This window comes from Nevskia sp., from assembly GCF_023266035.1.
Classification (GTDB): domain Bacteria; phylum Pseudomonadota; class Gammaproteobacteria; order Nevskiales; family Nevskiaceae; genus Nevskia.
Genome location: NZ_JAHFRY010000132.1, coordinates 1 through 13,601, shown reverse-complemented (window position 1 = coordinate 13,601; position 13,601 = coordinate 1). Strand labels below are relative to the sequence as shown.

Below are 13,601 nucleotides of genomic sequence, written 5' to 3'. Positions count from 1 at the left end.
TGGCCAGCACCGCTTGTGCGGCAGCCAGATTCGGCTGAGGGCCGATGCGGACCCGGAAACGGGTGTCGCGCTCGTCGAGCGTCACCTGTTCGATGCGCGATTCGTAGCCGATCAGCGCCAGGCTGGCCCGCTGCTTGTCGGCTTCCTCGCGCGACTTGTAGGCGCCGACCTGCACCAGATACGCGCCCGGCGCATCGAGTGCCTTCTTGACCTCGGCCGGTGGCACCGGCGCTGGCTTGCTGCTGTTGGCCGGCGGCGGCCGCGAGTACTCGCGCGGGATCGTTACTTCGATCTTCGGCAGCTCGTTGTAGAAGGTGTAGCGCGGCGGCACCTTGTCCGGCACCGGCAGATCTTCCTTGCGTGGCTCGCCGGGTTTCGCGGCAGCCGCGGTATCGGTCTTTTTCGCGTCCTTGCTCGGGGCAGCGGCCGGCGTTACCGCGGAGCCGATCGCGGTTTGATGCGAAGGGCGATCGATGTACGCGAACGCGGCGACCACCAGGCCGATCGCCAGGCCGATGATCAGCCAGACCCAGCCCGGCATCTGCGGCGCGCCGTTGCCGCCGCGTGGTGACGGTGGTGGTGGCCGACGGCTGGCCGGACCGCCGCGATGCTGGCGGTTGTCGTTCGGATTGCGCGGCTTGGCGTAGTCCTTGGCCATTACATGCGCTCCGGGGCGCTGACGCCGAGCAGCGCCAGGCCGTTCTTCAGCACCTGCTGGGTCGCCAGTGCCAGCGCCAGACGCGCATTGCGCAGGCTCGCGTCGTCGATCAGGAACGGCACCGCGTGGTAGTAGCCGTGGAACGCGGCGGCGAGATCGCGCAGGTACTGGGCGATGACGTGCGGCTCCAGGTTCTGCGCCGAGGCCTGCACCGTTTCCGGGAAGCGGCCAAGCAGCGCGACCAGTGCCACGGCATCCGCTTCGACCAGCTGATCGAGGGCGTCGTAGCCGGCCGCCTGGTCATAGCTCAGGCCGCGTTCGCCGAGTTGGCGGAACACCGCCGAGACGCGGGCATGCGCGTACTGGATGTAATAGACCGGGTTGTCGTTGGTCTGCGCGCGGGCCAGATCGATGTCGAAGATCAGCTGCGAATCGCTCTTGCGGGCCACCAGGAAATAGCGCGTCGCGTCGCAGCCGGCTTCGTCGATCAGATCGCGCAAGGTCACATAGGATCCGGCGCGCTTCGACAGTTTCACTTCCTCGCCCGCGCGCATCACGGTGACCATCTGGTGCAGCACGTATTCCGGCCAGCCCTTGGGGATACCGATGTCCATCGCCTGCAGTCCGGCGCGCACCCGGGCGATGGTGCCGTGATGGTCGGCGCCCTGCTCGTTGATCACTCGCACGAAACCGCGCTGCCACTTGGACACGTGATAGGCGACGTCCGGCACGAAGTAGGTGTAGCCGCCTTCGCGCTTGCGCATCACGCGATCCTTGTCGTCACCGAAGTCGGTGGTGCGCAGCCACAGCGCATCGTCCTGCTCGTAGGTGTGACCGCTGGCCTGGAGTGCTGCGACCGTGCTGTCGACCTTGCTCTCGGTGTACAGCGAGGACTCCAGGTAATAGACGTCGAACTTGACGCCGAAGGCGCGCAGATCGAGATCCTGCTCGCGGCGCAGATAGGCGACGGCGAACGCGCGGATCGCATCGAGATCGTCGGCATCGGCCTTGGCGGTTACTGCGCGATCGTCAGCGGTGACGGTGTCGCCGGCCAGATACGAGGCGGCGACATCGGCGATGTAGTCACCGCGATAGCCGTCTTCCGGCCAGCCTTCATCGCCCGGCTTGATGCCGCGCGCACGCGCCTGCACCGACACGCCGAGGTTGGCGATCTGGTTGCCGGCGTCGTTGTAATAGAACTCCTTCGACACCTGCCAGCCGGCGGCATCGAGCACCCGCGCCATGCAGTCGCCGACCGCCGCACCACGGCCGTGGCCGACGTGCAGCGGGCCGGTCGGATTGGCCGACACGAACTCGACCATCGCCTTGCCCTTGGCGCCCGAGCGATCGATGCCGAAGGCTTCGCCGGCGTTCAGGATGTCGACCACCACCTGCTGCAGCGCGCCGGCGGCGAGGAAGAAATTGATGAAGCCGGGGCCGGCGATCTCGATCTTGGAAACGATGCCGCCCTTCGGCAGCGCGGCAACGATCGCTTCGGCGACCGCGCGCGGCGGCTTGCCGAGCGGCTTGGCCAGGGTCAGTGCCAGATTGGTCGCGAAGTCACCGTTCTTCTTGTCCTTCGCCGGCTCGACGAGGATGTCGGCGGGTGCAGCGACGGCGGTGCCATCGAGCACGGTGACGAGAGAGGCGCGCAGCAGGTCCTGCAGTTGGGATTTCATCGGGACGCGTTCAAACGGCCGGGTGGCCGAGCTTCAAGGTGGATTGCGCATTGTACGGGGGCCTCTGCCGTTCTCCTTCCCCCGCTTGTGGGGGGAAGGTCGGGATGGGGGCGATTGACTTCAGCGCTACCGTCAAACGCCCCCACCTCGGTCCTCCCCCGTGACAACGGGGGAGGAAGACAAGCGTCTCAGGCCGGATCAGCCTCATGAATCCACGGCCGGCCGCGCGAGTTCGCGCGCCAGCCTTCTTCCAGCGCCGCTTCGATGCAGCCTTGCAGGCGCTTGGCGAATTGCACTTCGGATTTCGGCTTGCCGTGGCCGAACTCGACGAACGGGAATTCGACCAGCAGTTCGCGGCGCTTGCCGGGATCGGTCGACACGGTCACCGACAGGCCACCGCAGCCGCCACCACCACCTTTCACCGGCCCGCCGATCCAGTGGCGCACCTGCCAGTGGTACTCGTCCTCGCCGATGACGATGACGCCGGAATCCTTGAACGCGCCCATCAGTTGCTCCCCACAGTCTTGCGCTTGATCACCAGCGGCCCGATCGCCTGGCATTCCGGCATCAGCTGCAGCAGGTTGATGTTGACCCGGGCTGGACGTGAGGCGACCCAGTAGACGGCGTCGGCAATGTCATCGGCGGTCAGCGGTTCGGTGCCGGCGTACATGGCATCGGCCTTTGCCTGGTCCCCATGGAAGCGCACGGCGGAGAACTCGGTGCCACCACAGAGGCCCGGTTCGATGTCGGTGGCGCGAACGCCGGTGCCGACCAGATCGGCGCGCAGGTTCAGGGTGAACTGGCGGACGAAGGCCTTGGTCGCGCCGTAGGTATTGCCGCCCGGATACGGCCATTCGCCGGCCGTCGAGCCGAGGTTGATGACGTGGCCGCGGCCGCGGGCAACCATGCCCGGCAGGATGGTCCGGGTCATCGTCATCAGGCCCTTGATGTTGGTATCGACCATCCGTTCCCAGTCATCAACGCTGGCCTGATGCGCCGGCTCCAGGCCGAGTGCCAGGCCGGCGTTGTTGACCAGCACGTCGATCGCCGCCCAGTCCGGCGGCAGGCTGGCGACAACGGCTTCGATCGCCTGGCGATCGGTGACATCGAGCGTCACCGGCAGCAGTGCGGCGCCGAGTTCGCTGCGCAGCGCCGCCAGCTTGTCGATACGGCGCGCGGCGGCGATCACGCGATGGCCTTCGGCAATGAAACGGCGGGCGGTCGCAGCGCCAAAACCGGCGCTGGCGCCGGTGACGAGAACGGTGAGGGGCTTCATCGTGTTGCGGTTGGGTTCGGACATGGCGCGGATTGTCGGGGCTTGAGGCCGATGACGCCAGCCGACAAGGCTACCCGCAGCCTCAGCGCTTGAGGCTTGCGGGAAGGCCGGCGTCGCGGGGTGCGATGCCATGGCCGATGAAATCCATCACCGCATCGACCAGCGCAGGGCTTGGCTGCTCGCCCTGCCAGAGGCACCAGCGCATGCCGATGAAGTGGCCAATGCCAATGATCGACCAGGCGCGGGCGATCGGATCGCCGGGGCTCAGCTCGCCGCGGGCACTGGCGTCCGCGAGATCGGCGGCATAGCTCGTTACCAGGCGCTCGTAGTAATTGCGGAACACGGTTTCGTCGACGAACTGCGATTCCTGGACGATGCGATACAGGCCCGGATGCGCCTGCGCGAACTCGAAGAAGGCTTCCAGGCCGCGTCGCTCGGCGATCATGCGGCTCTCCGCGCCTTCGATCGCCAGCGCCATGTGCTTGCGCAGACGGCGGCCGATGTCGCTGACCAGGCTCAGAAAGATTTCTTCCTTGGAATGGAAGTACAGGTAGAAGGTCCCCTGGCCGACAGCGGCGCGGCTGGTGATCGAGCTGACCGACGCGGTATGGAAGCCGTTGCCGCCGATTTCCACTTCCGCCGCCGTCAGCAATTTCTGCCGCGTGGCTTCACCGCGCGCCGTGACCGGGATCAATGCTCGCTGGGTATTCACCGGGTCCAGAGTCCTCGTCCGTGTTGAGGCTGGCAGGGGTTGATCTACGCGCCGTTGTCGGTGCGGCGGCCGTCGACCGCCGCCAGCTTCAGGCGCTCGCCACGGCTGCGGGAGCGCGAGCCATCGGCGACGGCGCGGCGCAGGCCGTGATCCTTGAGCCAGAACAGGCAGTCCTCGAACGAGCGCGAGATGCGCGTCTGCAGGCGGATGCGTTCCAGCTTCGGCCAGGTGGCGCGCTCGCCATCGCGGATGAAGTTGGCGATCGCCGTCGGTGACGGGTTCGAGAACATCCGCATCAGCTGGGTCGGCGACTGGCGCGGATAGACGCTGATGTCGCCGCTGTAGCGTTGCTGAAGGACGTCGTTGAGCATGTCGACGATGCGCCCGGGCACGGCCGCGCCGACGTAGTTGCGGGTCAGCTTGAGCAGATCGCGGCTGGCGGTGGTGGCCACGTGCTGGACCACGTCGGTGATCGTGCGCCGACCCGGATGGGCCTCGCGCATGAACGGCACCACGTGCGGATTGGTCTGGCTGACGATGTAGTGGTTGACGTTGTGCAGGCGTGCCAGCCGGAGCATCGGCAGATCGTTGGCGATCGAGCCGTCGACCCAGCGCTTGGAGCGCATGTACGGATGCTTCACGCCGTCGAAATCGAGCGAATCGAGCATCACCGGCGGGAACACGCCGGGTACCGCGCAAGAGGCCAGCACCGAGGACTGCACGGTGACGTTCGGTGCGGTCAGGTAGTTGAGCAGACGGGCCGACTGATGCGCCTCGGCCGGCGATACGGTGACGCCGAGAATGCGCCGCGTGCGCTCGAAGGCCTCGATGAAGCTGCAGGCCGCGATGTTGCGTTCGAGGCAGGCGCGCAGCCGGGCAGGGTCCATCAGCGCGTTGCCACTCAGCACCTGGCGCAGGCTGACGGTCTGGAAGGCCTGCAGGTTCAGCGATTCCGGATCGAAGATCGCTGGAAGCTCCTCATCGGTGCGGGTGCCGACCATGCCGGCGATGATCGCGCCGGCCGAGGAACCGGAGATCACGCGCGGCAGCACGTTGTGCTCGAACATCGCCTTGATCACGCCGAGATGGAACATGCCCAAGGTGGCGCCGCCGGACAGCAGCAGCGCCGAACGGCCGAAGCTGGTGCCGGTGCGCTTGAAGAACAGGATCTTCTCGTCGTTGGAGAAATCCGGGAAATCGCCGACGCAGATGTAGTCCAGGCAGCGCGCCGATTCCTCGATGTATTCCTCGACCAGCCGCTTGGTGCCGATACGGGCATACGAATAGAGCACCGGATCGGCGACGTTGCCGAGATTGCCGTGCAGGCCCTCGGCGAGCTGGAACACCAGTTGCCGCACTTCGCCCGACTTGCGCAGCTCGCGCAGCGTGTTCAGGCGTTCCTTGATCAGCAGGTAGTCGTAATCATCGCTCATCTCGTCCTGTTTCCAGGCATCGGCGCCTTCCAGACGATCGAGTTCGGTCGCGATCTCCTGCCATTCGGCGTAGTTGGCGGCCTGGTCGAGATCCTTCTGGCGACTGACGATCAGCTTCTTGGACATGGACGGATGTAAGCGTAACGAGGGCCCGAGTATGCCATCTTGCAGTGCAGCATTTGCCTGTCGGCGAACCTTCGCCGAGCAGCGGTGGTCAGTGTGCGCAAGCCCGCTGCGTCGCTTTGCCAATGCCTTTCGCGTGGAAGGCGAGCCGCACAGTACAATCCGCCGCCTTGGGGTCTGTTGACATTAGACCTTAGCGATTCGAGTGCCATGTCGCCCCGCTTTGCCGCCCTGTTTTCCGATCGCCGCCGCGTTCTTGTAGCCGGCCTGACTCTGGTCGTGCTCGGCCTGGCCGTGTGGGCGCTGGAAAAGAATCTGGCGGTGCTCAATCCGGGCGAAATCCTCGCCCACCTGAAGTCGCTGCCGCGTGAGCGGATTGCCGAAGCGCTGCTGTTCTGCGGCCTCAGCTACGCGGTGCTGACGCTCTACGACTGGCTGGCCCTGCGCGGCGTCGATCACCCGCTGCCCTGGCGGCAGGTGGCGCCGACGTCGCTGATCGCCTTCGGCATCGGCCACAGCGTCGGCTTCCAGGCGGTGTCCGGCGGCTCGATCCGCTTCCGCGACTACACCGCCGCCGGCGTGCCGGGCCTGAAAGTGGCCGGCGTCGTCGCGCTGGTATCGGTTGCCTTTGCGCTCGGTGTGGCGACCCTGCTCGGCCTGTCCCTGCTGACGTCGCCGGATGATGCCGGCCGGGTGCTGCATCTGGAGCCGTCCGGCATCCGCGAACTGGGCAGCGGGCTGCTGGCGCTGGTTGCGGCCTACGTGCTGCTCAATGCCATCCGCCGCCGGCCACTGACCTGGCGCGGCCGCGAGTTCCGCCTGCCGGGCCTGCCGCTGACCTTGGGCCAGATCGTCGCCGCCAGCACCGATCTCTGCTTCGCCGCCGCCACCCTGTACGTGCTGCTGCCGGACACCGTGACCCTCGGCTATCCGGCCTTCGTCGGCGTCTTCGTGCTGGCGATCTACGCCGGCACCATCAGCAATGTGCCGGGCGGCCTCGGCGTGTTCGAAACGGTGCTGATCCTGCTGCTGCCCGCCGCGCCGCCGGAAGGCGTGCTCGGCGCGGTACTGCTGTACCGCGTCGTCTACTACCTGCTGCCGTTCGTGCTGGCGCTGTTCTTCCTTGGCCTGCGCCTGCTCGCCACCCAGAACGAACGCTTCCGGCGCTATGGCAGCCGCCTGCAGGACAGCGTCGAAACCCTGGCGCCGCCAGTGCTGGCCACCACCGTGTTCCTGGCCGGCGCGGTGCTGCTGATCTCCGGCGCCACGCCGGCCATCGACAGCCGCCTGGCGGGCTTGTCCGAGATGATTCCGCTCGGCCTGCTGGAGTTTTCGCACCTGGCCGGCAGCGCCATCGGCGTCGGCCTGCTGATCCTCGCGCGCGGCCTGTATCGCCGCCTCGACGGCGCCTGGTGGCTGACTCTGGTGCTGCTCGCCGTCGGCGCCGTGGTGTCGATGCTGAAAGGCCTGGACTACGAAGAAGCGACCTTGCTGTCGGTGATCCTCGTGGTGCTGCTGCTGTCGCGCGAGCGCTTCTATCGCCGCGCCTCGCTGCTCGAAGTGCGCGATTCCCAGCGCTGGCTGATGGCGACGGTGGCGGTGGTCGCGGTGGCGGTCTGGGTGTCGATGCTGTCCTCGCGCGGCACCGATTACAGCCGCGAAGTCTGGTGGCGTTTCGCCTTCGACGATCAGAGCCCGCGCCTGATGCGCGCCGGCCTGCTGACCGTGCTGCTGTTCGCCGGCTACATGCTCTGGCGGCTGCTGAGCCCGGCCCGCCGCGAGCCGGATCCGCCGGACGCTGCGGCCCTCGATCGCGCCGCCAGCATCATCGCCACCTTTGGCGGCAACACCATCGCCAATCTGGCGCTGCTCGGCGACAAGCAGTTGCTGTTCGGGCCCGATGGCGACGCTTTCATCATGTATCAGCGTTCCGGCCGCAGCCTGATCGCGCTCGGCGATCCGGTGGGCAATCCGGCCAAGGTGGAAGCGCTGACCTGGGCGTTCCGCGAACTGGCCGATCGCAGCAGTTGCTGGCCGGTGTTCTACCAGGTGTCGCCCGATCAGTTGCCGCTGTACCTCGATCTGGGCCTGTCGCTGGCCAAGCTCGGCGAAGAAGCGCGGGTGCCGCTGACCACCTTTTCGCTGGTCGGCTCCAAGCGCCAGAGCCTGCGCAACGAACATCGCCGTGCCCAGCGCGACGGCGCCAGCTTCGCGGTGCTGGCGCCGGCCGAAGTCGAAGCCAAGCTCGAAGAACTGCGGCGGATTTCGGACGACTGGCTGACCGGCAAATCGGTCGCCGAAAAAGGTTTCTCGGTCGGCCGTTTCGATCCCGAATACCTGAGCCGCTTCCACTGCGCCTGCGTGCTCCGGGACGGCCAGATCGTCGCCTTCGCCAATCTCTGGCTCGGCGCCGGGCGCGAAGAGATGTCGATCGATCTGATGCGCTACGGCCCGGCAGCGCCGAAGGGCGTCATGGATTACCTGTTCATCGAGCTGATGCTCTGGGGCAACGCGCAAGGCTATCGCTGGTTCAACCTCGGCATGGCGCCGCTGGCCGGCCTGGAAAACCATCCGCTGGCGCCGTTCTGGCACAAGCTCGGCCGCATCGTTCATCGCTACGGCGAGCCGTTCTACAACTTCAACGGCCTGCGGCGTTACAAGGAAAAGTTTCAACCTGAGTGGCGCCCGCGCTACCTCGCGTCACCGGGCGGCCTGGTGCTGCCCCGCGTACTTGTCGATACCGCTGCGCTGATCGCTGGCGGCATCAAGGAAGTCATCTGGAAGTCATGAAGCCACTGATCCACACCCTGGTCCTCGCGACGGCATTCGGCGCGATCGTCTCCGTTCCGGCATCGGCTGCCTCTAAAGCCCTTAAAGCGGCTGCGGCAGCTCCGGTTGTGGTGCCGGCCGCCGCCGTGCCGAGCGGCCCGGAAACCCTGAGCCACGGCATTTTCAAGGACGTGGTGATCCATCGCCCGGAAGGCACGCCGAAATCCTTCGTGCTGTTCCTGTCCGGTGATGGCGGCTGGGTCAGCCGTGATCGCGGCGGCCCGGCGGCGATGGTCCAGGCGCTGGTCGCCGATGGCGCGATGGTTGTGGCGATCAGCACGCCGCAGCTGATCAGCGCGCTGGAAGCCGATGGCGGCGAATGTGCGTACACGGTCGGCGATTTCGAGAACCTCAGCCACTTCGTCCAGGCCTGGGCGCGTCTGCCGACCTATCTGCAGCCGATCCTCGCCGGCCACGGCGCCGGCGCCACGCTCGCCTACGGCGTGCTCGCCCAGGCCGAGAAAGGCTCGTTTGCCGGCGCGGTCACCACCGCGTTCTGCCCGGATCTGAACCTGAAGAAGCCGTTCTGCGCCGGTAACGGTGCACGCATGGCGCCGCGCAGCGCCGACGGCGGCATCGAATTCCTGCCGACCCCCAAGCTGACCGCGCCGTGGCTGACCCTGCACGGCGAAATCGATCAGGTCTGCGATCTCGACAGCGTCAGCAAGTTCGTCGCCGGCAGCGACCAGGGTTCTCTGGTGTCGTTGCCGAAAGTCGGCCACGGCTTCACGTCGCCGGAGAACTGGATCGCCGCCTACCGCAAGAGCATCAATCAGCTGGAAACCGCGCAGGGCCGCAGCAGCGTGCCCCTGCCGCCGAGCGATCTGGGCGAGCTGCCGGTGATCGAAGTCGACGCCGATGTCCCGGCCACCGGCGCCGCCCAGCACGCCGACACCTTCGCGATCCTGATCTCCGGCGACGGCGGCTGGGCCGGCATCGACAAGGAAGTGGCCGGCTTCATCGCCGATGCCGGCATGCCGGTGATCGGCATCGACTCGCTGCGCTACTTCTGGAGCGAACGTACGCCGGAAGCCTTCGCCGCCGATCTCGACAAGATCATCCGCTACTACCGCCACTCGCTGAACCGCCCGAAGGTGCTGCTGATCGGCTACTCGCAAGGGGCGGACGTATTGCCGTTCGCGCTGAATCGCATGTCTGCGACCAGCCGCAGCGAAATCGCCTTGGTGGCGCTGCTCGGCCTCGCCGAACACGCCCAGTTTGAATTCCATCTGAGCAGCTGGGTCGGCAGCGTCGACGACGGCAAGCCGACGCGCCCGGAAGTGGCCCGTCTGCAGGCCTCATCGGCGAACCCGCCAATACTCTGTGCCTACGGCGAGGAAGACGAAGACTCGATCTGCGCCACGCTGGGCGGCCCGAAGATGTCGGTCCTCAAACTGTCCGGCGGCCACCACTTCGACGGCGAATACGAAATGCTCGCGGGCAAGCTGCTGGCGGCGCTGCCGGCCGGCAAGGCTGCGAGCGGGCGCTAGGCGTCGTCGGACAGCGCACTGACCATGACGTAGTAGCCGTCAGGATCACGCAAGGTGAATTCCTCAGTGCCCGTGTTCGGGTTCACCTGAGGCTCGTCTTCCAGCGCTGAAACCAGCGCCCGCGCCCGAGGCAAGGCCTCGGCAAAATCATCGACGCGGAAGAACAGCAGCAGACCGTTGCCTGGCTGTGCGCGATCCGGGCTGGTCAAGGATGGATGCTCGTGCGCGCCCCACTGATGCAGGCACAGCAGGACCGTTCCATCGGTATCGAGGATCTGCCCGAAGTAGTCATGGGCAGGCTGCGTGGCTGGCAGCCCCAGCAAGGTCTGATACCAGGCGTAACTGCGGGCAACGTCGGTGACGCCGATGATCGTCCAGGTGCGTTTCATGGCCTGATCCTGAGCTTGAATGGCTAGAGGGCGTTGCCGTAAACCGGCTCGCAGCGGATTTCGGTCTTGACCGAGTTCGCGATGAAGCACTCTTCATGCGCTTCGTGGTGCATCTGGTCGATGTCTTCCCGGCTTGGCAGCGGATCACCGGAGAAGTGAACCTCGGGCTTCAGCGTGACGACCGTCATCGCGAGCTTGCCGAGTTCATTCTTGGCCATGACGCCTACGGCCGTGTCCTGGTAGTGGTCGACGACGAACTTGCGCTTCGCCGCGATCGAGAGAAACCAGAGCATGTGGCAGCTGGAGAGCGAGGAGACGAAGGCCTCCTCCGGATCAACCGCCTTGGGATCGGAGTAAGGCACGGGAACCACCTGCGGCGACGAGGAGCCGGGAACATCGAGGCCGGCATCGAAACGCAGGATGTGGCGCCGGCTGTATCGGTTGTCGAGAAATTTCTGGTCGCCACGAGACCAGATCGTTTCAACGCTGTAGTGAGCCATCGATGCCCTCCAGCTGAGTCAGGAGCTTCGGCCGAGCTTGTGGGGGCGCGATCGCCCCTTGCTGAAGACGCTAACGCATCGAGACTGCAGCCGGAAAGCCGAAAGACGCTCAGCGCCGATGCACCAGCCGATACAACAGCGGCAGCACGAACAAGGTCAGTAAGGTCGAACTGAGGATGCCGCCGATCACGACAGTGGCCAGTGGTCGTTGCACTTCGGCACCGAGGCCGGTGTTCAAGGCCATCGGCAGAAATCCGAGCGACGCCACCAGCGCCGTCATCAGTACCGGCCGCAGCCTCAAGGACGCGCCTTCGATCAACGCCTCCTGCAGCGGCCGGCCTGCGCGGCGCAAGCCGTCGATGAAGCTGAGCAGTACCAGGCCGTTGAGGATTGCGACACCGGACAGCGCGATGAAGCCGACGCCTGCGGTGACCGAGAACGGCAGCCCGCGGACGATCAGGGCGAGCACGCCGCCGGTCAGCGCCAGCGGCACGCCGCTGAAGATCAGCAGCGCATCGCGCAGGCTGCCGAAGGCGATCAGCAGCAGCACGAAGATGGCGGCGAGGGTGATCGGCGCGATCAGCATCAGCCGCTGATTGGCCGAGATCAGTTGCTGATAAGTGCCGCCATAGGCCAGCCAGACGCCGGGCGGCAGGCGCAGCGTGTGGCTCAGCCGGGCGCGTACTTCGTCGACGAAGCCGCCGAGATCGCGGCCTTCGACATTGGCGGTAACGACGACGCGGCGCTTGCCGTTCTCGCGGGAAATCTGGTTCGGGCCAGTGCTCAAAGTCAGGGTCGCTACTTCGCCGAGCGGAATGGCACCGCCCCCCGGAAATGAACCTGGCAGGGCAATCGGCAGCCGTTCAAGCGCCCGCAGATCCTGGCGCAGTGCTTCCGGCAAGCGGATGACGATCGGCTGGCGACGATCGCCATCGATCAGATGACCGGCATCGAGCCCGGACAGCGCATTGGCGACGCTGCGCTGCAGGTCGCCGATGTTCAGACCGTAGCGATAGAGCAGCGCGCGCTTCGGCTCGATGTTCAGCAGCGGCAGGCCCTCGGTGGCTTCGCGCTTGACGTCGATCGCGCCGGGTACTGCCGCGAGCAGGGTTTCGACCTGCGCGCCAAGGCGGTTCAGGGTGTCCAGATCGTCACCGTGGATCTTCACCGCCAGCGCGCTCTTGACGCCGGACAGCAGTTCGTTGATCCGCAGCGCCACCGGCTGCGAGAACTCGGTGACCGTGCCGGGCAGGGTTGCCGCCGCGGCTTGCAGTTCCCGCAGCAGTTGCGCCTTCGGCTTGGCCGGGTCGGGCCATTCGGCGCGCGGTTTCATCAGCACATAGGTTTCGCCTTCGCCGGGCGCGGTCGGGTCGATGGCGATCTCGGTGGTGCCCATGCCGGCAAACACGCGGCGCACTTCCGGCACCGCGGCCAGCACCCGATCCAGCTCCTTTTCGAGCGCCAGGCCCTGGCTCAGGCTGGTGCCGGGAATGCGCCGGACCTCGATCAGCACATCGCCTTCGTCGAGCGAGGGAATGAACTCGCTGCCGAGTCGGGTGGCCAGTCCGCCGCTGATGATCACCAGCGCCAGTGCCACCAGCAGCACCGGCAGTGGATGGCGCAGTGCGCTGCCGAGCAGTGCTGCATAGCTGCGACGCAGGCGCCGGGTCATCCCGGCTTCGTGTTCGGCCCCGGCGCGCTTCAGCGCGATGGCGACGGCGGCCGGCACGAACGTCAGGCTGAACAGGAGGGCTGCGACCAGCGCCATCATCACGGTCAGCGCCATCGGCTGGAACAACTTTCCCTCGGCACCCTGGAACGCGAAGATCGGCAGGTAGACCAGGGTGATGATCGCCACACCGAACAGGCTGGGCCGGATCACTTCACGCGCTGCTTCATAGGCGAGCGCACGGCGCTGCCCATCGCTCAGCGGGCCTTGCGCTTGAGCTTGTGCCAGCCGCCGCGTGCAGTTCTCGACGATGATCACCGCGCCATCGACGATCAGGCCGAAATCCAGCGCGCCGAGCGACATCAGATTGGCGCTGACACCCAGCTCGACCATGCCGGTGACGGTCATCAGCATCGCCAGCGGAATCACCGCCGCGGTGATCAGTGCGGCTCGCAGATTGCCGAGCATCAGGAACAGCACGACGATCACCAGCGCGGCCCCTTCGAGCAGATTGGTGCGCACGGTCGCGATGGTCTGATCGACCAGCGCGCTGCGGTCGTACAGCGGTTCGATGGTCACGCCCTTCGGCGCGCCGGCGCGGATCGCGTCGAGCTTGGCGGCGGCGGCGCGGGCAACGGTCCGGCTGTTCTCGCCGAGCCGCATGATCACCGTGCCGATCACCGTTTCCTGGCCGTCGATCAGCGCCGCGCTGGTGCGCAGCGGCACGCCCGGTGTCACCTCGGCGACATCGGCCACCCGCACCGGCACGCCGCCGTGCCGGGCAACCACGACATCGGCAATGTCGCGCGCTGTTTTCAACAGACCGGGCACGCGGATCAGCAC

At 66.5% G+C, this 13,601-nt stretch carries 11 protein-coding genes; 2 read left to right on the top strand and 9 right to left on the bottom strand.

Annotated elements, in window-relative coordinates; translation table 11 throughout:
* From Q0D45_RS17630 to Q0D45_RS17605, 6 genes are all read right to left on the bottom strand, one after another.
* Positions 1-658 (bottom strand): SPOR domain-containing protein (locus Q0D45_RS17630; RefSeq protein WP_293395822.1); only part of this gene is annotated, 658 nt, incomplete at its 3' end.
* Positions 658-2,337, bottom strand: a complete 1,680-nt coding sequence (gene argS / locus Q0D45_RS17625) for an arginine--tRNA ligase (RefSeq protein ID WP_293395819.1) — start codon at positions 2,335-2,337, stop codon at positions 658-660. The genes Q0D45_RS17630 and argS, both read right to left, overlap by 1 nt.
* 188 nt (positions 2,338-2,525) lie before the next feature.
* On the bottom strand, positions 2,526-2,843 hold the full coding sequence (locus Q0D45_RS17620) for a hypothetical protein (protein ID WP_022976547.1): 318 nt from the start codon (positions 2,841-2,843) through the stop codon (positions 2,526-2,528).
* Positions 2,843-3,613, bottom strand: a complete 771-nt coding sequence (locus Q0D45_RS17615; RefSeq protein ID WP_293395814.1) for an SDR family oxidoreductase — start codon at positions 3,611-3,613, stop codon at positions 2,843-2,845. The genes Q0D45_RS17620 and Q0D45_RS17615 overlap by 1 nt, the downstream gene beginning before the upstream one ends.
* Positions 3,614-3,695: 82 nt before the next feature.
* A complete protein-coding gene (locus Q0D45_RS17610) occupies positions 3,696-4,325 on the bottom strand; it encodes a TetR/AcrR family transcriptional regulator (protein ID WP_293395811.1) in 630 nt (209 codons plus the stop codon).
* 44 nt (positions 4,326-4,369) lie between these two features.
* Positions 4,370-5,884, bottom strand: a complete 1,515-nt coding sequence (locus tag Q0D45_RS17605) for a DUF3336 domain-containing protein (protein ID WP_293395808.1) — start codon at positions 5,882-5,884, stop codon at positions 4,370-4,372.
* 207 nt (positions 5,885-6,091) lie between these two features.
* Here Q0D45_RS17605 and mprF point away from each other — a divergent pair, with 207 nt between their 5' ends.
* Together mprF and Q0D45_RS17595 are read left to right on the top strand one after the other, a co-directional pair.
* Entirely contained in the window at positions 6,092-8,671 is a 2,580-nt protein-coding gene (gene mprF / locus Q0D45_RS17600) for a bifunctional lysylphosphatidylglycerol flippase/synthetase MprF (protein WP_293395805.1), read from the top strand.
* Entirely contained in the window at positions 8,668-10,200 is a 1,533-nt protein-coding gene (locus tag Q0D45_RS17595; protein ID WP_293395802.1) for an AcvB/VirJ family lysyl-phosphatidylglycerol hydrolase, read from the top strand. Before mprF ends, Q0D45_RS17595 begins: the two co-directional genes overlap by 4 nt.
* Here Q0D45_RS17595 and Q0D45_RS17590 read toward each other — a convergent pair.
* The 3 genes from Q0D45_RS17590 to Q0D45_RS17580 form a co-directional block, all read right to left on the bottom strand.
* A complete protein-coding gene (locus Q0D45_RS17590) occupies positions 10,197-10,589 on the bottom strand; it encodes a VOC family protein (RefSeq protein ID WP_293395799.1) in 393 nt (130 codons plus the stop codon). The two genes, Q0D45_RS17595 and Q0D45_RS17590, sit on opposite strands and share 4 nt — an antisense overlap.
* Before the next feature lie 23 nt (positions 10,590-10,612).
* Positions 10,613-11,089, bottom strand: a complete 477-nt coding sequence (locus Q0D45_RS17585) for an OsmC family protein (protein ID WP_293395797.1) — start codon at positions 11,087-11,089, stop codon at positions 10,613-10,615.
* 109 nt (positions 11,090-11,198) lie between these two features.
* A partial coding sequence (locus Q0D45_RS17580) for a CusA/CzcA family heavy metal efflux RND transporter (RefSeq protein WP_293395796.1) occupies positions 11,199-13,601 on the bottom strand: 2,403 nt, incomplete at its 5' end.

What these genes read in the sequence shown, in the direction of transcription:
- mprF (WP_293395805.1), top strand. Translation starts at nt 6,092, where the DNA reads ATGTCGCCCCGCTTTGCCGCCCTGTTTTCCGATCGCCGCCGCGTTCTT.
- Q0D45_RS17585 (WP_293395797.1), bottom strand. Translation starts at nt 11,089, where the DNA reads ATGGCTCACTACAGCGTTGAAACGATCTGGTCTCGTGGCGACCAGAAA.
- Q0D45_RS17595 (WP_293395802.1), top strand. Translation starts at nt 8,668, where the DNA reads ATGAAGCCACTGATCCACACCCTGGTCCTCGCGACGGCATTCGGCGCG.
- argS (WP_293395819.1), bottom strand. Translation starts at nt 2,337, where the DNA reads ATGAAATCCCAACTGCAGGACCTGCTGCGCGCCTCTCTCGTCACCGTG.
- Q0D45_RS17615 (WP_293395814.1), bottom strand. Translation starts at nt 3,613, where the DNA reads ATGAAGCCCCTCACCGTTCTCGTCACCGGCGCCAGCGCCGGTTTTGGC.
- Q0D45_RS17590 (WP_293395799.1), bottom strand. Translation starts at nt 10,589, where the DNA reads ATGAAACGCACCTGGACGATCATCGGCGTCACCGACGTTGCCCGCAGT.
- Q0D45_RS17620 (WP_022976547.1), bottom strand. Translation starts at nt 2,843, where the DNA reads ATGGGCGCGTTCAAGGATTCCGGCGTCATCGTCATCGGCGAGGACGAG.
- Q0D45_RS17605 (WP_293395808.1), bottom strand. Translation starts at nt 5,884, where the DNA reads ATGTCCAAGAAGCTGATCGTCAGTCGCCAGAAGGATCTCGACCAGGCC.